This is a genomic window from Streptosporangium carneum (assembly GCF_027922005.1).
Lineage (GTDB): Bacteria > Actinomycetota > Actinomycetes > Streptosporangiales > Streptosporangiaceae > Streptosporangium > Streptosporangium carneum.
Map to the genome: position 1 here is coordinate 107,935 of NZ_BSEV01000013.1, position 17,366 is coordinate 125,300.

Consider the following 17,366-nt stretch of genomic DNA (forward strand, 5'->3'; position numbering starts at 1 on the left):
CGGTCCGCGTGTGGGCGGGGGCGAGGGCGAGGCGGCCGCGTCTGAGCCGGTGGTTCCCTGTCAGCGGGCCGTGACCCGTACGGGGAACCTCTTGACGCCGTTGACGAAGTTGCTGCGGACGTAGGTGACCTCGCCCGCCCGCTCGATGCTCTCGAGCCGCGGCAGCAGCGTCTCGAACATCAGCCGCATCTCCATCCTGGCCAGGCTGTTGCCCAGGCAGAAGTGCGGGCTGCCCTTGCCGAAGGCGAGGTGGTCGTTGGGGGTGCGGGTGACGTCGAGTTCGTACGGCTTCGCGAACACCTCCTCGTCGCGGTTGCCGGAGGCGAACCACATCACGACCTTGTCGCCCGCCCTGACACGGCGGCCGTGAAGCTCCACGTCGCGGGTCGCCGTCCTGCGGAAGTGGTACACCGGGCTCGCCCAGCGCAGCAGCTCCTCGACCGCGGCGGGGATCAGCTCGGGCCTGTCCCGCAGCAGGGCGAGCTGGTCGGGATTGTCGATCAACGCCAGCATCGAGTGACTGATCGCGTGCCGGGTCGTCTCGTTCCCCGCCACGACGAGGAGCAGGAAGTAGTTGTCGAACTCGGTCGCGGTGAGCGGCTCGCCGTCCTGGGGGACGCGGTTCACCAGCTTGCTGACCAGGTCGTCGCCGTCGCCGCCGCGTCGCCGGCGGGCGAGCTCCCGGCCGTACTCGAACACCTCGAGCGCGCTCGGCGACCGGAACGGCAGGTGTTTGTACTTCTCGCTCTCCGCGTCGGACAACAGGACGTCGGCGTAGTCGGGGTCGTTGTTGCCGATCATCTTGTTGCCCCAGTCGATCAGCTGACCGGTGTGGTCCTCGGGCACGTCCAGCATGCGGGCCAGCACCTGGATCGGGAAGTCGGCGCTGATCTCGCGGACGAAGTCGAACTCCCGCTTGTGCAGTGCCGCGTCGACCGTGGCGCGGGTCAGACCGCGCAGGAACTCCTCGTACCTCTGCAACGCTCTGGCCCCGAAGTCACGCTGGAGCAGCCTGCGCAGCGCGCGGTGCCGTACGCCGTCGGATTCGAGCATGGAACGCCGGATCTTGATGAGGTCGTCGTCGACCTCCTCCAGGTTGACGAACCGCGTTGAGGTGAACGTCTCGGCGTCCCGGTCGACGGCGACGATGTCCTCGTGTCGGGTGATCGACCAGAATCCCGCGTTCGGCGCCGGTTCCGGGTTCCAGTGGACCGGATCCTCGCGGCGGAGCAGGTCGAAACGCTCCCAGGCCCGGTTCCGCTCGAAGGCGTCGAGGTCGGTGAGGTCGACGCCGGTGAGGTCGAGAGGGCTGCTGACCATTGCGGTTCTCCTGCTTCTGACGACTTCCGGCGGTGTCCGGAGGCTTCTGACGGCTTCTGACGGTCAGGGGCGGTGGGCGTCGAGGGTGTCGCCGAGGATTCCACGGGAGCGTCTCGGCCTCGCTGGTGTCGTAGCCATACCCTTTCGAGGCCGTCGTCAGGGGCGGCCGTGTCCGGGAAGCGGGAGCGGCACGTCCGACGGTCCGTCGCCGCGCCTCTCAATTCATTTGAATCCGTACGATAATCGGGTCATGGGACGCCGACAAGACCGGTTGGCCGACACATAATGTTTGAGTCCAAATGACTTGTCGCCCCTGTTTTCCCGTGATGTCGTGGAGGGGTTCTCCGTTGCCCGGGATGCAGATTGCGCCGTCGGCGAGCGGTTTGGCGACCGCCTTGACCGGCGCGCGCGTGCCGCCATACTGTTTGGATCCGAACAAGCCTTTCGATTTCCATGGTCGTCGTCGCGTTCACGAGGAATGCGTGAGCGTCGCACTCATGGCGGAAGCGATTTCGCGCCGACCGCCGGATGGGGGTGTCGAGCCGTCCCGACGGAACCGCGGCCGCACGTTTCAGGGAGCGGCGTGCGGATTCTCGTCGGCCTGAACAGATGTCAGGGCCACGGTCGGTGCGCTTTCGCCGCGTCGGCCGTCTTCGCCCTCGACGACGGGGGAGGCCGACCTTCCGCCTCGGGGCGGCCGACGGCCGCGTCTTCGCGGAACCCGGCGAGACGCCGCGCGAGGGGGCCGAGGAGGCGGCCGACGCCCGCCCGCCGTGGGTGAGCGCCCCGAGGGGTGATCCCGCGACGTCCGTCGCCGATCCGGCCGCGGTCGCCGACGCGCCGACGGGAGATCCGCGCGTCATGACCTGGTTTCCAAATGTGTTTTATCGTCAAATGATCACGCTGCGGGCGGAATCGGTCACTGTCCATAACCTCACAGCCGTTTGTGGCCGACCCATCGTCTAGGATCGGCAAGGTCTGAGCAATTAAGACATCTCCGCCGACCGGCCCGGAAAGCCGGTCGAGCGGTCTCCCCCGGCACGGTCGACCCTGAGGAGCTGTTTGTGAGCGGCGCGCACACCCTGCGGCAGACCGAAGAAGCCGTGTCGGGGAAGCTCGAGGGCCTGGAGCTGGATTTCCGGGCGATGACCGCGATATCAAACCTCTACCGGGTCGCCTCGTCCATCCGGAATCACTTCGAGCAGACGGTGCTCAAGGAAGCGGATCTCACCTGGACCGCCTTCGTGGTGCTGTGGGTCGTGTGGATCTGGGAATCGATAGAGAACCGTCATGTCGCCGCCGAGGCCGGCATCACAAAGGGCACCCTGACCGGGGTCGCGCAGACACTCGAAAATCGTGGGCTGATCGTTCGGGATATCCCCGCGAGTGACCGCAGGCGCACTGTTTTCTCCCTCACTCCGCAGGGAGAGAAACTCATGACCACGCTCTTTCCCGAGTTCAACCGGGAAGAGCAGTTCGTGCTCGACGGACTCGGCGACCGGCGATTGACCGAACTGGGCGGCATGCTGCGGCACATCCTGAAGCACCTGGAGAACGCGGGCCCCGACCGGAGGTCCTCCCGCAACTCCTAGAGCGGCGTCGCGGGGACGGGTGGTCACGGCGCAGGCCCCGGACCCGGGGGCGGGGCCGGTCGCCCCGCCCGGGGCCGAGATCGAGGCGACCGCGCCCCTCGTCCTCACGGCCGCCCGCGGGCAGGATCGCCGCGGGGATTCTTTGCCGTTTCCGGCCGGGAGATTTTCCTGACCGTCGGCGGACGCCGGGGACGCGGTCCGGTCACGCTCCTAAATTGGGGCCATGACAAAGCGTGCTTACACGACACGCCGGAGATCAAGCCTCGCCTACCAATTGGTCTACGCGCTGCGCAACCCGCAGAAGGTGTGGCCCTATCTGAAGCGTGTGAGGCGTGACGCGAAGCTCCGGGCGACCACCCGGGACCATGTCTCCTACTATCGCGAGGTGATGCGCTCGGACATAGCGGAGAAAAGCCCGGAGGCCGCGGTCGGCAGCCACAGCAGGAAAAGCTGGTTGCGCATCGGGAAAATGCAGTTCGACTATCTGATCGACCACGGGCTCACGCCACAGGACCGCGTGCTGGACATCGGCTGCGGGAACCTCAGGCTCGGCTGGCGGCTCATCGGATATCTCGAACCCGGCAACTACTACGGCATCGACATCTCACCCGAGATCCTGCTGGCCGCCGCCAACACGCTTTCCAAGAACGGCCTGCGGGACAAGGTTCCGCACCTCGGTCTGGTGAAGGACCTTACCTTCGACATGCTTCCCGACGCCTATTTCACGGTCGTCAACGCGCACAGCGTTTTCTCCCACAGCCCGATCGGGGTGATCGACGAGTGCATGCGGCACGTGGGCCGGATCATGCGTGAGGACGGCTTTTTCGACTTCACCTTCGACCGCACGGAGAAGGACGAGCACCATGTGCTCAGAGAGGATTTCTACTACCGGACGGAAACGCTCGTCGACCTCGCCGCCCGGCACGGCCTCAAAGCCACGTTCATGGACGACTGGGAGCGGCTCCCGCACAAGCAGTCCAAGATCCGCGTCACCCACGGCTGACGAAGCCCGCGTGCCCGGGCTTCCGATGTTCCGAGCGCGTCCGGGGCGGTCACCCGGAAGACTGCCCCCATGACTTCTGTACGGCCTGACGCCCTCTCCCGTACGGTCCCGGCACGAACCGCCGATTCCGTGCCCCGCACCGGGGCCGCCGACGGGTGAATCCGGTGCGGTCGTGCTCCGTCGTGCGTCACGATGAGGCGATGAGCGATCCTTCCGGGTTCGACGGAGACCGGGCCGAGTTCGACGGGGACCGGCCTGAGCTCGACGCGGGCCGTTCACAGGGCGATGCCGTTCGGCCCGAGGCGGGCGCAGGTCGGACCGGAGCGGGCATGGATCGGCCCGAGGCGGAGGCGGCCGGTCCCTGGCTTGGCCGGATACTTCGCGAGGGGGCGACGCCGGGGATGTTGGAGGCGTTGGCCGAGGGGTTGTCGCCGGCGGATCTGCAGACGTTGCTGCTGGCCGTCTACCGGCGTCGTGCCGCCGCCGTCACGCCCGGCGGCCTGCTCCGGCAGTACGAGCACAACCGTTTCGTCGCGCCTTCGCCGGTCGACGCGGGCGAGCTGGCACGTCTGGACGTCCTCGTCCACGAGTGCTTCGCCCGGCACGGCTTCACCGCTCTCGCGCTGTCGCCGGTCGCTCCGCTGGGCGTCAACTCCGTCGTGGCGACCGTCAGCCAGGACAAGGCGCTGACGACGGTCCGCAACACCGAGGTCGTCGCGGACGCGACCAACGTCCTGGCCCTGGAATGCGCGGTCCGTCGCGGGGGGCTGCTGCGGGCCGACACCCGCTCCAGGCAGCGGGTACGGCTCGCCGCCACGCACCGGGTCCTGCGCGCGCAGGTGTTCGGACCCGGCATGACGGCGCACTTCAAGCTGATGGGGCTGTGCACCGCCGGTCGTGACGAGGGCTCGTTCAGGTTCGAGACGGAGGCCCTCGTCGAGCACGTCGGCGTGCACCTCGATGTCGTCGAGAGGGCCCGCGCACTCAGCCGTCACACCTCGGCGGTGTGCGTGTCCTTCACCGACCTGAGCGGAGGACGGCACCGCGAGGCGCTGCGTGAGCACGTCCTGGACCGCCTGGCCGCGAGACACCCCGGCGTCGCCTTCGTCTTCGACGACGACCGTGCGACAGGCCGCGGCTACTACACCGGGGTCTCTTTCGGGATCGACGTCACCACCCCGGAGGGGGAGCCCGTCAACATCGGCGACGGCGGATTCACCACCTGGACCGCCGCTCTCCTCAGCAACGCCAAGGAACGCCTGCTCATCAGCGGTCTTGGCCTCGAACGCCTGTGCGCTCTCGCCGCGCGCTGAACGGCGCCCAGAGCCCGAAGGCCCCAGGAGCGTCCGGCGTCCGAAGCCCTCAGGGGGCATTCATCCGGCGTCCGAAGCTCTCAGGGGGGCATCCGTCCGGCGTCCGAAGCTCTCAGGGGGGCACCCAAAGGTGCGTCGCTCCGTCCCAGGTCATCCTTGTGGGTGACGTGCGCCGTCATCCGTCTGGCTAAGGTGCTGCGCATGCGTGCTCTCGGATGGACGTTGGCGGTGGCGGGGCTGGTGCTGGCGGGTTGCGGCGGCGGGGGCGACCCGGGGCAGGACGGCGGGTTGCGGCAGGTGATGGCGCGCCTGGACGCGAGCGGGCCCGCGGCCGAATATCTCGAGTACGGCGACATGGCGCACTGGCGGAGCCTCGGCGTGGTCACCGAGAAGGGTCCCGGCCAGGACCGGCGCTGGCGGGTCGCCGTCACAGCGGGTTTCGGCGACTTCGGTGTGAACGGGACCAGGATCGCCGAGTCGACCGGTCTCAACGTGTTCGCCGCGGATCAGGGGGCGGTCTTCGGAGTCCCGCCGAAAAGCGCGATCCGTGTCGAGGGCAATCTGGACTCCGGCGACATCCGCGGCAAGCTGACCGCCCTGGGAGCCAAGCCCCGCGAGATCGGCGGGCAGGAAGGACTCTCCTTCGACGAGGACAACAAGATCAACCTGAGTGGGCCGCAGACCAAGCTCGGCCTGATCAACCAGTTCAATCAGGTCGTGGTGACGGACTCCGCGCTGGTGGCGGGCGCCGCGGCCGGACCGGTCGCCGCCGCTCTGGGCGACGGACCCTCCCTCGCGGACAGCCCGGATCACGCGGCGGTCGCCGACTGCCTCGGCGACGTCGTCTCCGCGATCGTCATGGCTCCCGCACAGCCGGGAGGGGTGACCCTGTACGGCGTCGGCCTGCGCAGGCCCGCGGGCACGGCCGACAAGGCCGTCAACGTGGTGTGCGTGCTGCCGCGGATCGCAGGGGTCGGCAAGACGTTCAAGGACAGGTTCACCACGACCGCGAAGCTCGGCGGCAAGCCGCTGGGAGACCTGGTCGAGGCGGTCGCGCATGACGACGTGAAGTCGGGCGAGCGCACGGTGCACCGCGCCGTCATGACCGTCAAGCCCGACGGCCCGGTCATGCTGGCCAACCAGTTCCTGGTGCGCGGCGAGCTGGCGGCGCTCGCCGACCCCGCCGCCCCCGCGAACCCGCTCGATCTCGTGAAGCCCACCTCGTAGCCGAACAGCCCCGGCGTCGCCTCCCCGCGCGCACCGGGCACACCCGTGTCGGGCCCCGCTCTGGTCCGCACGACCAGCCCGAAGTGACTTTCTGTAACGTCTTGGGATCGCCGCACAGCGGTTACGGAGGAGTGGGACCGGACTTGGACGGTGTCCCGCTCAGTCGGCCCAGCCGACCGGCGGGACAGCCCGTCAAGGCGGGGTTTCGCGGGTCAGGGAGCACCCGCGCCGCCACCGTCTGGACGCCCGCCGAGCCGGCTGCTTGCCTGCCGGCTCGGCGCCCAGGCGTGCCCTGACTGAGAACGGCGTGGTCAGCCGCGCTTGGCGGGCGGCCAGCCGTGACCCCAGCCGCCCTGGACCATGGTCTGGAACGCCCACCCGTTCTCGGTGCGCACCAGCAGGTCGGCGTAGTGCATGCGGTGCTCCTGGCCCTCGATCGTCATCGTCGCCTCGGTCTCCACGACCGCCAGGTTCGGGGTGAGAAGGCGCGGGGTGCGCGTCGAGCGCAGGTCGAGCCCGGCGGTGCCGCCCCCCATGGCCTCCTTCATCGCCTCGACGTACTCGGCTCGCGTCCACTGGCGGACGCTCGCGTGGCCGTCCGGCACGTCGGTGGCCACGTTCATCGGGAAGACCGCCAGGTCGGCCAGCTGCTCGATCGCGCCCTGCTCGGCCAGCGTGTCGTAGTCGGCGAACCATTCCTCGATGCTCTTCAGTTCCTCGGCGCTCGGCTGGTACATGCTGCCCCTCCTTGTGTCGTACGGCGTACCGTACACTATACGGGACGCTGGCGCTCGTGTAGGACGACGTACCTGTCGATGCGCCAGAGCCGACCCGTCATCAGCGGCGTGGTGCCGAACACCGTCGGCCAGAGCTCCAGCACGACCAGCCCGTACGCGATCAGCGCGAACCCCGCCAGGCCGGTACGGCGAGCGGCGACGTCGGTGTCACGGGAGGCGTGCGTCGGGGGCGCGGGAACCGGGGGAGCGGTGGCCGGTGAGGCCGTTCAGGTGGGCGTATACGACGGCGTGGACGCGGTCGCGCAGGTCGAGTTTGGCGAGGACGCGCGACACGTGTGTCTTGACGGTCTCCTCGCCGACGTGGAGGAGGGCGGCGATCTCGGCGTTGCTGCGTGCGTCGGCCAGCAGGAGCAGCACCTCGCGTTCCCGGGACGTCAGCCGCTCCACTTCCGGAGGGACCACCGGAGGTTCGATGCTGGTGGTGAAGCGGGCGATCAGGCGGCGTGTCACGGAGGGGTCGATCAACGCGTCGCCGCGCGCGGCCACCCGGATCGCGGACGTCATCTCCTCGGGCGGCAGGCTCTTGAGCAGGAAGCCGCTGGCTCCAGCGCGCAGCGCGCGGTAGACGTAGTCGTCGGTGTCGTAGGTGGTCAGCACCAGCACCCTCGTGACGTTTCCCGGCGTGGACAGGATCGTCTCGGTGGCGGCCAGGCCGTCCAGCTTGGGCATTCGCACGTCCAGGACCGCCACGTCGGGGCGGAGTCTCGCGGTCTCGGCCACCGCCTCGTGGCCGTCGCCGACCTCGGCGACACAGTGCAGATCCGGCTGGGTTTCGAGGACCGCGCGCATACCGGAACGGAACATCGCGTGGTCATCGGCGAGCAACACGCGCAGCGTCACGGAGTCTCCATCTCTCGCGGGCAGGAATCGTCTTCCGGACAGGGAACGTCTCACGGACGGAGATCGTCTCGCGGACGGGGAATCGGTTCGGGGCGGAGCGGGTCTCCGCTTTCAGGAACACGGCCGTTCCAGGGGGAAACTCACCTGGACCCGCCAGTGTCGGCCGTCGGGCTGCACGCCGTACGTGATCCGGCCACCGAACAGCGCGACCCGCTGCCTGATCCCGGCCAGGCCGCGGTGCGGTGAGTTCCGCCTCTCACCGTGCCAGGACTGCTCGGCCAGCTGGTTGGTCACGGTCACGACCGCCTCGGTCTCCCGATACTCCAGCTCCACGCCGACGCTCTCGCCCCGGCCGTGCCGCAGGGCGTTGGTGAGGGCCTCCTGCACGATGCGGTACAGCGCGACGTCGAGCGAGCCCGGCAGCTCACGGGGGAGACCGTGAGTGGTCAGCGTGATCGTCGTGCCCGCCGCCCGCACCCCGTCGAGCAACTCGTCGAGGTTGTTCAGACCCGGCTGGCGTCGCGCGGTGTCGGTGTCGTCTCCGTGCAGGATGTCCAGCAGCCTGCGCAGATCGGCCATGGCCGATCGGCTGCTCGACTCGACGGCGGCCAGCGAACGGTGCACCCCGCTGTCAGTCACCCCGCCATCGGCCACCCCGCCATCGGCCACTCCGCCGTCAAGCGGCGCGCCGTCGTGCGCCGTGCCGTTGGAGACCGCGTTCTTGGAGACCGCGTTCTTGGAGGTCGTGCCGTTGGGGAACGTGCCGTTGGGGAACGAGCCGAGCCCGAGCCTGGCCGCGCCCGCGTGCATGCCGATGGCGCTGACGTGGTGGGAGATCATGTCGTGCAGGTCACGGGCGATCGCGCTGCGCTCCTCGGCGACGGCGCGTTGCACCGCCGCCTGCTCGCTGTGGCGCCGCAGCTCGGCCTGCCGCTCCAACTCGGCGATGTGGGCGCGCCTGGCGGTCGTGTACCGCCCGACCAGCCAGGGCAGCAGCGCCTTCCCGACTATCTCGATCAGCAGGCCGGACAGGGCGGGCAGCCCGGCGACGAAGATGAAGTGGTGGCTGGTCAGCAGGTAGTTGCCGGTGAGTCCCGCGGCCAGCGCCGCCAGTGCCGCAAGCGCTTGGGGCGAGCGCAGCCACGCACCGGCCCGGTACCCGGCGACCATCAGGCCGGCCTCGGTCACCTGCCAGGTGACGCCGGGTGCGTTGGTGAACAGGAACGGGGTCACCAGGCAGGCGAGGCCGTGGAGCAGCGCGACGACGCCGGACAGGCGGGCGGGCGTGGCCAGCGCGGCGTCGATCAGCACGATGAGGGCGAGCGCCGTCCAGCTCTGCCAGCGGCCGCACGAGTAACTGTCGATCAGGAGCAGACCGGTGTCCGTCACGACGCACACGCCCGCGACCAGCAAGGACTGGCGGGTCAACGACCGACTGGTGTCGCTGGTCTCACGCGTCATGTCACCTCGGTTCTCTCAGGTCACGCGTGTCCGCGACGTCGACGTGGTCACGCGTGTCCGCGACGTCGGCGTGGTCATGCGTGTGCGCGACGTCGGCCTGCGTTCTCCACCGAGACGGCGTTTTCTCGGAAAGGCGCTTTTCCGAGAAGTGCGCCTTTCCGGGAAAACAGCGTGTCGAATCGCAGGCTACTGCTCCGAGGACGCACTGGCGCGGCAGGCGGGATCGCCGCCCGCTTCGGAGGCGTCGTCCGGCGCTGTTCAGCGCTGTTCCGTGTTGTTTCAGTGTTGCTTCAGAGGCCGTTCTGAGGCCGTCGTGTCCCTCGTACGGGGGATTCGGGTCCCGCCTTCAGGTGACGAAATCCTGAGGCCCGCTGATTAACGTCATGCGGGATGAGAACCTACGGAAACGGCACGCGCGCCCGCGTGGTGCTGCTGGTCCTCGTGGCCCTGCTGACGCTCGGAGGACGGTCCGCGCTGGCCGACGGCGCGCCCACGGGTGAGGACCTCCACGTCGCGCAGACCCTGGGCGCGCGTGAGCTCTCGGTCGTCCTGCGACGTGTCGACGAGGTGCCGGGCCCGTTGCGCGTCGACGTCCTCACCCACGTGGGCACCGCCGCCGGGGCCCTCACCCTGCGGTTGACCCCGACCGGTGTCAGCGCCCGGGCGGACGGCCTGCCGCCCGCGGGCTCCGTGGTCAGCGAGGGCGAACTGGTCCTCGGCTCCACGCCCGGCTCGTACGGGACCACGTTGCGCGTCGACCGCCCAGGGCCGTGGGAGCTGACCGTCGACGACGGTCGGCGGAGCGGGCGGATACCGTTCATCGTGCCCGCTCCGGTCAGGTCGCCCCCCGACCTGGTCGCCTACTCGGGGTTCTCCGCGGCGGGAGGGCTGCTGCTGGTCGCGCTCGGCGTCGCGGTGTGGTCGCGGCGGTGGTGGCCCCCGCTGATCCCGGCCTGCGGTGTGGTCGCGGCCGTCGCGGTCGGGGTGACCGGCGCGTCGCTGTCCCCGCTCACGCCCCTTCCTCCGCAGCCTGGCCTGCAGATCGACGCGACGGTCGACAACGTCGCGGCGCCCTACTCGGGCGGGCCGCCTCCCGCGGCCGGCTACTCGAGGCCGCCGGTGAACATGCTGGTGCGCGCCTCGAAGGCGAGCGCGGGACGCTCTGTCGACCTCGATCTCCTGCTGTCGGACGGCTCGACGGGACGCCCGGTGGACGACCTGCTCGTCCACGACGACGCGCTGATCCACCTGCTGGTCGTCTCGCCGTCGGGCCGGTTGTGGCACCTGCACCCGGTCCAGGCCGGTCCGGGCCACTACCAGGTCAGCCTGGTCGCGGCCGAGCCCGGCCACTACGCGATCTCGGCGGAGCTGGCCAGGCGCGGCGGCGGAGTGCAGCTGATCCGCTCGGCGACCGGGCTCGACGTCGGCGAGGGGCTCCCGACCGCCACGGCGCTCCCTGCTCCGAAGGGCCTGGGAAGCAGGGACGTCGACGGCATCCGGGTCGACCTCGCCGCCTCGACGCTGTCCGCGGGCGTCGCGGGCACGATCACCGCCAGGATCGGCGAGACCGCGGACCTGCAGCCGTGGCTCGGCATGGTGGGGCATCTCATCGTCGTCGGCCCGCTGCCCGACTCGGAACCGGTCGGCGTCGCCGCGGAGTCCGCCCCGATCTGGAGCCACGTGCACGCGATGGCGGCCGTTCCCAGGGGTGTCGGAGGCCGCCCTGACGAGACCGTCGCGGCGTTCGGGCCCGTCGCGCGGTTCACCCACACCTTCCCGGCGCCCGGCCGATACCGGCTCTGGGTGCAGGCGGAACGCAACCACTCGCTCATGACCGTGCCGGCGGTGCTCGACATCACGGCACCGGAAGAAGGAGGACGGCCATCGCCATGACGTCGACGGTCGACGGCCGCCGCCGGACCCTGTGGACGGCCGCCTGCCTCGCCGTCCTGGCGGGGGCGGCACTGTGGCTGCTCTGGCCACGCGGTGACACGGGCCCGACGGTGCTGCGCGGCGGGACGACGCACTACCGGGTGCAGCTCACGGTCGACGCCCCCCGCGCGGGGGCGAACCCCGTGACGGTGAACGTGACGGACCTCCAGGGGAGGCCGGCGACACTGCGGAAGGTCACCGTCGAGCCGGTGATGCCGAACATGGGGCACGCCGCCGAGCCCGTGGACGCCGTGGCCGAGGGACCGGGGAGATACCGGGCCGGGAGCCTCTCCCTGCCCATGAGCGGAACCTGGGCGCTCAACGTGCTCCTGCACGGGCCCACCGGCACCGACCAGACCGCCTTCCCGATCCTGGTGACGAGATGACTCCCGGTGACCGGACGACGCCCCGACGCCCGGCTTCCCTGTCGCCACCCCTGTCGCCACCCTGTCACCCGTCGCTTCCACCGTCGCCCCGGCTCCTTCCGCCACTTCGGCCACAGAGACCTCACCGGCACCACGACCACTGAAGAACCAAGGACCAAGGAGGAAACGATGACCGTCGCCGCCGACGGGGCGCTGCCCGCTCGCGGGCGCGCCCCCGCGTCAGTCCGCACCGCGACCGTGTCCAGGGGGTGGATACCGGCTTTCCTCGTCCTGCTGGGCGCGGCCTTCTCGCTGACCGCCGCGAGCTGGGACATCCAGTGGCACATCGACGTCGGACCCGACACCTTCTTCACGCTGCCGCACCTGGTCCTCTACGCGGGCAGCGCCCTGTCCGGACTGGCCAGCCTGGCCGTGGTGCTGATGACCACCGCGGCGCGGCGGGCGGACCGCGAGGTGGACACCACGATCGGCGGGCGGGCCGTCCCGGTGCTGGGCGGGACCTTCGCCGCGCCGCTCGGCTACCTCGTCTCCGGCGCGGGCTCGGCGGGCTTCCTGCTCTACGGCCTGTTCGACCTGTGGTGGCACAGCCTGTACGGCTTCGACGCGGTGATCGCGTCACCCCCGCACATCGGCCTCATCCTGTCGATCGCGTTGAGCATGGTCGGGGCCGTGATGGTCTTCGCGGCGGCCTGGGCCCACCGCTGGGCCCGCCTCGGCGTCATCCTCGCCTTCACCGTGACGCTGGCCTTCAGCCTGGTGGCCACGCAGGGCCTGGCCGAGATCGACGGCGGCGTGGTCGACCCCGTCTCCGTCGGCGTCACCTTCCTGACGGTGCTGGTGGTGTTCATGGCCGTGGGGTTCCTGCGGGACATCCGCCTCGTCCTGGGGTTCGGAATCGTGTTCGCGGCGGCTCAGGCCCTGCTCTGGTGGTTCTCGCCATGGGCGACCAGGGCCTACGCCGTGGCGGTCGGCCTCCCGATGCGCGACTACGTCAGCCCGGTGCCGCTGGTGCCCGCGGAGATGCCGATGTCCCTGCCGGCGGTCGCCGCGCTGACGTGGTGGGCGGTGTCGTCGGTGGGACGCGACCGGCCCGGGCGTCTGGTGGCGTCGCTCGTGGGCGGCCTGGCCGGGCTGGTCGTGACGGTCTGCGGGCTGACGCAGGCGTCCCTGGTGTACAGGTCCACGCTGCCGACGATCGGGGAGATGCCGCCGACCGTCGTCGCGGGCGTCCTCGTCGGGGCGCTGGCCGGGTTCCTCGGCCGGCGTTTCAGCGCCATGCTGCGCGCGGTCGTCCCCGCCACGCCCCGGGAGGCGTCCGCCGCGTCCCAGCAGGCATCCGCCCCGTCCCAGGAAGGTCGGTGACCCATGATCGCCTTCGGCCGGGTCCCCCGCCCGTCACGCTTTCCCCGGTCAGGGCGAGCCTCCGGCCCGTTGCGGGCGGGTGTGGCGCTGCTGACCGCGATCGGCCTGGTCTTCGCGAGCGCGACGCCCGCCCTGGCCTACCCGCCGGTCGAGACCGTGCACACCGAGCGCGTCCAGGCCGGGCCGTACAGCCTGACCGTGGGGTACAGCACGTGGCCCCTCAGGGCCCTGAGCTCGCTGGACTTCACATTCACCCCCGACGGCGGGATCGACGGCAAACGCGGCGTCCTCACCCTGGTCGGCCCGGACGGGAGCGAGGAGAGAGCCAGGCTGGCCAGGCATCCGCGCAAACGCGAGGTGTGGGGCCTGGACACCTTCGCCGTGCCCTCGGAGGGGAACTGGGTCCTCAGGTTCACCGTCGACGGTCCGGCGGGGCGGGGGGAGGGGCGGACGGCGAGCATTCCCACGCTGCCGCAGCCCGGGCCGCCGCTCGCCCTGAGCTGGGCCGTCGGAACCGTCCCCCTCTGGGCGCTGGTGGCGCTGATCGTGGTCGCCTGGCGCCGTACGGGCCCGGGACGCCGCGATGGGCTACCCGCCGGTAGTAACGCCCGGACTGAGGGGGTAGGTACCTGAGGCAAGCCGGTGACCCGTACCCCAGGGGGATGCACAATGACGGCGCGAATGGGCACGGCGAGGCTCGGTCCTGCCGAGCGGACCGCCGCACTGACGCAGATGACCGCTCAGGAGCTCGACGTGGTGGTGATCGGCGGCGGCGTCGTCGGCGCGGGGGTGGCGCTCGACGCGGCGACGCGAGGGCTGAGCGTCGGGTTGCTCGAAGCCCGTGACTTCGCCTCCGGGACCTCGTCCAGATCGTCGAAGCTGATCCACGGCGGGCTGCGCTACCTGGAGCAGCTCAACTTCGACCTCGTCAGGGAGGCGCTCCAGGAGCGGGCCCTGCTGCTCCAGCGGATAGCCCCCCATCTGGTCAGGCCGGTGCCGTTCCTGTTCCCGCTGACCCACCTCGGCTGGGAGCGGCCCTACGTCGGGGCGGGCCTGGTGATGTACGACTCGCTGGGCTTCTCCTTCGGGTTCACCCGGGGCGTTCCCGGGCACCGGCACCTGTCGCGCAGGAGGGCCCTGCGGCTCGCGCCCGCGCTGCGCCGTACGGCCTTCTCCGGCGCGGTGCAGTACTGGGACGCGCAGGTGGACGACGCCCGCTACGTGATGACCATGCTGCGGACCGCCTCGACCTACGGGGCGCACGTCGCCTCACGGGCCCAGGTGGTCGGCTTCCTGCGGGAGGGGGAGCGGGTCACCGGGGTCAGGGTGCGCGACCTGGAGGGCGGCAACGAGCTGGACGTGCGGGCCCGGCAGATCGTCAACGCCACCGGCGTGTGGACCGACGACATCCAGGAACTGGTCGGAGGCCGGGGACAGATCCACGTCCGCGCCTCGAAGGGCATCCACCTCGTCGTCCCGCGCGACCGGATCCACTCGCTCACCGGGATCATCCTGCGAACCGAGAAGTCGGTGCTCTTCGTCATCCCCTGGGGCCGTCACTGGGTCATCGGGACCACCGACACCCGCTGGGACCTGGACAGGGCGCACCCGGCCGCCTCCCGCTCCGACATCGACTACGTGCTCGAACACGTCAACCAGGTGCTCTCGGTCCCGCTCTCCCGGGACGACGTCGAGGGCGTCTACGCCGGGCTGCGGCCCCTGCTGTCGGGGGAGTCGGAGGAGACGTCCAAGCTCTCCCGCGAGCACGTGGTGGCCCACCCGGTGCCGGGGCTGGTCATGGTCGCGGGGGGAAAGTACACCACGTACCGCGTCATGGCGCGGGACGCGGTCGACGCCGTCGCCCACGGGCTCGACCAGCGGGTCCCGCCGTCGTGCACCGACCGGATCCCGCTGGCGGGAGCGGAGGGCTACCAGGCGCTGTGGAACTCCCGGCAGCGCCTCGCCCAGTCCTCGGGCCTGCACGTGGCGCGGATCGAGCACCTGCTGCAGCGGTACGGCTCGCTGATCGACGAGGTCATCTCGCTGATCGAGAAGGACCCCTCCCTGGCGCGCCCGCTGACCGGGGCGGACGACTATCTCAGGGCGGAGGTCGTCTACGCGGCCACCCACGAGGGCGCGCGGCACCTGAACGACGTGCTGTCCCGGCGCACGCACATCTCGATCGAGACCTTCCACCGGGGGCTGGTGGTGGCGGAGGAGGCGGCGCAGCTGCTCGCGGGACCGCTGGACTGGGACGACGACCAGGTCAAACGCGAGGTGGGCTACTACACCAAGCGCGTCGAGGCCGAGCGGCTCTCCCAGGAGCAGGACACCGACCAGGAGGCCGACGCCATCCGCCTGGGCGCCCCGGAGATCGTCCCGGTCGCCGGCTCCGGGCCGAACCCCGGGTGAGACGTCGCCGTCCTTCTCGGGGGTGTCAACCAGGACGCGCCGACGTCCGGCCGCCAGCCGGAGGCTTCGTCGAACGACCGTTCCCGTCGGTCCGCGACGCCCCGTTCCCGGCTGTCTCAGCGCGTCTCGGGGTGGGCTCGCCGGGCGTAGGCGCGGGCGGCGCGGGCACGGTCGCCGCAGCGGGTGGAGCACCAGTGGCGGCGGCCGTGGCGCAGCAGATAGCGGTTGCAGGGAGGGGAGCCGCAGGCGGTGAGACGCTCGGCGTCGGGGCCGGTGAGAAGGTCGGCCGCATTGGCCGCGAGGGTCGCGAGAGCGTGGTCCAGGATCTCGTGGACGGGACACGGGACCGCGCGGTACGGGCCGTTCTTCTCGTCCCAGTGCAGCAGGGCGGTCGTGGGGACCCTGCTCAGCGCGTCGTTGACGGCGGACAGGGCCGCGGGCAGGGCGGGAAGCGCGGCCACGCGCGCGGCGAACAGCGACCTGAGGTGTTCGCGCAGCGAGCGCAACTGCGTCGCGCACATCTCCTGCACCCCGGCGTCGGCCGGAGCGAGACCGTGCTCCGTGAGCCACCGGTTCGTCGTCGCGGGGGTGCCGAGGAGGTCGACGAACTGCCCGCCGGGCAGCGCGACGGAGCTGTTGACGAAGTCGAGGGCGGGGTACCGCTCCGCCCCCGGCGCGGGCGGCGGCACGGACCCGGCGATCTGGAGCTCCATCATGACTCTCATGGTACGGCTTGCGCTCATCCGTGAGGAACGGCTAGCGTCACGTCACGGATAGATGAGTCTTCATCCGTGAGGAGTTTTTTCGTGGCCGTTGCCCGCACAACCGACGAGCAGTTCTCCGTCCGCGTCCTCGGTGGCCCGACCGCCTTCTTCGAGTACGGAGGGCTGAGGTTTCTCACCGACCCGACGTTCGACGCTCCCGGCGACTACTACGCGCCCGACGACCACCAGAGGTCGGGACGCCCGCTCCTGACCAAGACCGCTCCCTCCTCCGTCACGCCCGCCGACCTCGGCCGTGTCGACGTGGTCCTGCTCTCCCACGACGAGCACCCCGACAACCTCGACACCTCAGGCAGGGCTCTGCTCGCCGACGTCCCGCTCACCCTCACCACACCCGAGGGCGGGCGGCGCCTGGGGAACGGGGCCAGGGGACTGGCCGACTGGGAGCCGGTCGAGCTGGACCGCCCCGGCGGCGGCACGGTCACCGTGACGGGCGTGCCCGCCGTCCACGGGCCCGGCGCACGCGAGGAGGTCGAACCGGTCACCGGCCAGGTCGTCGGATTCGTCCTGACCGGGGAGGGGCTGCCCACGGTCTACGTCAGCGGCGACAACGCCTCGCTCGACGTGGTCAGGGAGATCGCCGAGCGCTTCGGCCCGGTGGACACCGCCATCCTCTTCGCCGGAGCCCCCCGCTTCCCCGTCCTCTTCGACGGTGCGTTGATCGTCCTCGACAGCGCCCAGGCCGCCGAGGCCGCCAAGATCCTCGACGCCCGCCGGGTGGTTCCCGTCCACTGCGACAGCTGGGCCCACTTCACCGAGGGCCGCGCCGAAGTGGTGGCCGCCTTCACCGCCGCCGGGCTGGCCGAGCGTCTGGACCTGGGCGACCCGGCCTGACCGGGCGGGCCGACCGAAAGACCTCTCCTGACGACTTCCGTGCGGGACGGCGTCGTGTTCCGTGCGGGACGGCGTCGTGTGGAGAGGCCTCGGCGACGGGGGCGG

The 17,366-nt window shown here is 70.7% G+C and carries 16 protein-coding genes; 10 read left to right on the top strand and 6 right to left on the bottom strand.

From position 1 onward, the window contains the following. Window positions 1-60 precede the first annotated feature (60 nt). Entirely contained in the window at window positions 61-1,320 is a 1,260-nt protein-coding gene (locus PKF00_RS25860) for a cytochrome P450 (RefSeq protein WP_271220224.1), read from the bottom strand. A 1,064-nt stretch (window positions 1,321-2,384) separates the two neighbouring features. Between PKF00_RS25860 and PKF00_RS25865 the strand changes: the two genes are divergently transcribed. The 4 genes from PKF00_RS25865 (at window position 2,385) to PKF00_RS25880 (ending at window position 6,455) form a co-directional block, all read left to right on the top strand. Then, window positions 2,385-2,912 carry a MarR family winged helix-turn-helix transcriptional regulator gene (locus PKF00_RS25865; RefSeq protein WP_271220225.1) on the top strand — a complete coding sequence of 176 codons (528 nt, stop codon included), beginning with the start codon at window positions 2,385-2,387 and terminating at the stop codon, window positions 2,910-2,912. Between the two features lie 223 nt (window positions 2,913-3,135). Then, the gene (locus PKF00_RS25870; RefSeq protein WP_271220226.1) at window positions 3,136-3,915 is read left to right on the top strand and encodes a class I SAM-dependent methyltransferase; all 780 of its coding nucleotides are present in this window, start codon (window positions 3,136-3,138) and stop codon (window positions 3,913-3,915) included. Window positions 3,916-4,115: 200 nt separating this feature from the next. Then, complete coding sequence (locus PKF00_RS25875; RefSeq protein ID WP_271220227.1) at window positions 4,116-5,228, top strand: hypothetical protein; 1,113 nt, start codon at window positions 4,116-4,118, stop codon at window positions 5,226-5,228. Between the two features lie 201 nt (window positions 5,229-5,429). Further along, the gene (locus tag PKF00_RS25880; protein WP_271220228.1) at window positions 5,430-6,455 is read left to right on the top strand and encodes a hypothetical protein; all 1,026 of its coding nucleotides are present in this window, start codon (window positions 5,430-5,432) and stop codon (window positions 6,453-6,455) included. 311 nt (window positions 6,456-6,766) lie between these two features. On the opposite strand, the gene PKF00_RS25885 is transcribed toward PKF00_RS25880, so the two are convergent. The 4 genes from PKF00_RS25885 to PKF00_RS25895 form a co-directional block, all read right to left on the bottom strand. Beyond that, on the bottom strand, window positions 6,767-7,192 hold the full coding sequence (locus tag PKF00_RS25885; RefSeq protein ID WP_271220229.1) for a nuclear transport factor 2 family protein: 426 nt from the start codon (window positions 7,190-7,192) through the stop codon (window positions 6,767-6,769). Window positions 7,193-7,227: 35 nt separating this feature from the next. Next, the gene (locus PKF00_RS44525) at window positions 7,228-7,371 is read right to left on the bottom strand and encodes a DUF6653 family protein (RefSeq protein WP_309298435.1); all 144 of its coding nucleotides are present in this window, start codon (window positions 7,369-7,371) and stop codon (window positions 7,228-7,230) included. Window positions 7,372-7,399: 28 nt separating this feature from the next. Then, window positions 7,400-8,092: a response regulator gene (locus tag PKF00_RS25890; protein WP_271220230.1), complete on the bottom strand. Its 693-nt coding sequence runs from the start codon at window positions 8,090-8,092 to the stop codon at window positions 7,400-7,402. Between the two features lie 111 nt (window positions 8,093-8,203). After that, window positions 8,204-9,553, bottom strand: a complete 1,350-nt coding sequence (locus tag PKF00_RS25895) for a sensor histidine kinase (RefSeq protein ID WP_271220231.1) — start codon at window positions 9,551-9,553, stop codon at window positions 8,204-8,206. A 390-nt stretch (window positions 9,554-9,943) separates the two neighbouring features. On the opposite strand from PKF00_RS25895, the gene PKF00_RS25900 reads away from it, so the two are divergent. From PKF00_RS25900 to PKF00_RS25920, 5 genes are all read left to right on the top strand, one after another. Beyond that, window positions 9,944-11,446: a DUF8832 domain-containing protein gene (locus tag PKF00_RS25900; protein ID WP_271220232.1), complete on the top strand. Its 1,503-nt coding sequence runs from the start codon at window positions 9,944-9,946 to the stop codon at window positions 11,444-11,446. After that, window positions 11,443-11,871 carry a FixH family protein gene (locus PKF00_RS25905; RefSeq protein WP_271220233.1) on the top strand — a complete coding sequence of 143 codons (429 nt, stop codon included), beginning with the start codon at window positions 11,443-11,445 and terminating at the stop codon, window positions 11,869-11,871. Before PKF00_RS25900 ends, PKF00_RS25905 begins: the two co-directional genes overlap by 4 nt. 168 nt (window positions 11,872-12,039) lie before the next feature. Beyond that, entirely contained in the window at window positions 12,040-13,233 is a 1,194-nt protein-coding gene (locus PKF00_RS25910) for a hypothetical protein (protein ID WP_271220234.1), read from the top strand. A 3-nt stretch (window positions 13,234-13,236) separates the two neighbouring features. Next, window positions 13,237-13,866 carry a hypothetical protein gene (locus tag PKF00_RS25915; protein ID WP_271220235.1) on the top strand — a complete coding sequence of 210 codons (630 nt, stop codon included), beginning with the start codon at window positions 13,237-13,239 and terminating at the stop codon, window positions 13,864-13,866. Window positions 13,867-13,902: 36 nt separating this feature from the next. Further along, a complete protein-coding gene (locus tag PKF00_RS25920; protein WP_271220236.1) occupies window positions 13,903-15,645 on the top strand; it encodes a glycerol-3-phosphate dehydrogenase/oxidase in 1,743 nt (580 codons plus the stop codon). A 116-nt stretch (window positions 15,646-15,761) separates the two neighbouring features. Here PKF00_RS25920 and PKF00_RS25925 read toward each other — a convergent pair whose 3' ends face one another. Next, complete coding sequence (locus tag PKF00_RS25925) at window positions 15,762-16,361, bottom strand: CGNR zinc finger domain-containing protein (protein ID WP_271220237.1); 600 nt, start codon at window positions 16,359-16,361, stop codon at window positions 15,762-15,764. Between the two features lie 90 nt (window positions 16,362-16,451). Here PKF00_RS25925 and PKF00_RS25930 point away from each other — a divergent pair, with 90 nt between their 5' ends. Then, the gene (locus PKF00_RS25930; protein ID WP_271220238.1) at window positions 16,452-17,261 is read left to right on the top strand and encodes an MBL fold metallo-hydrolase; all 810 of its coding nucleotides are present in this window, start codon (window positions 16,452-16,454) and stop codon (window positions 17,259-17,261) included. Window positions 17,262-17,366: the final 105 nt, after the last annotated feature.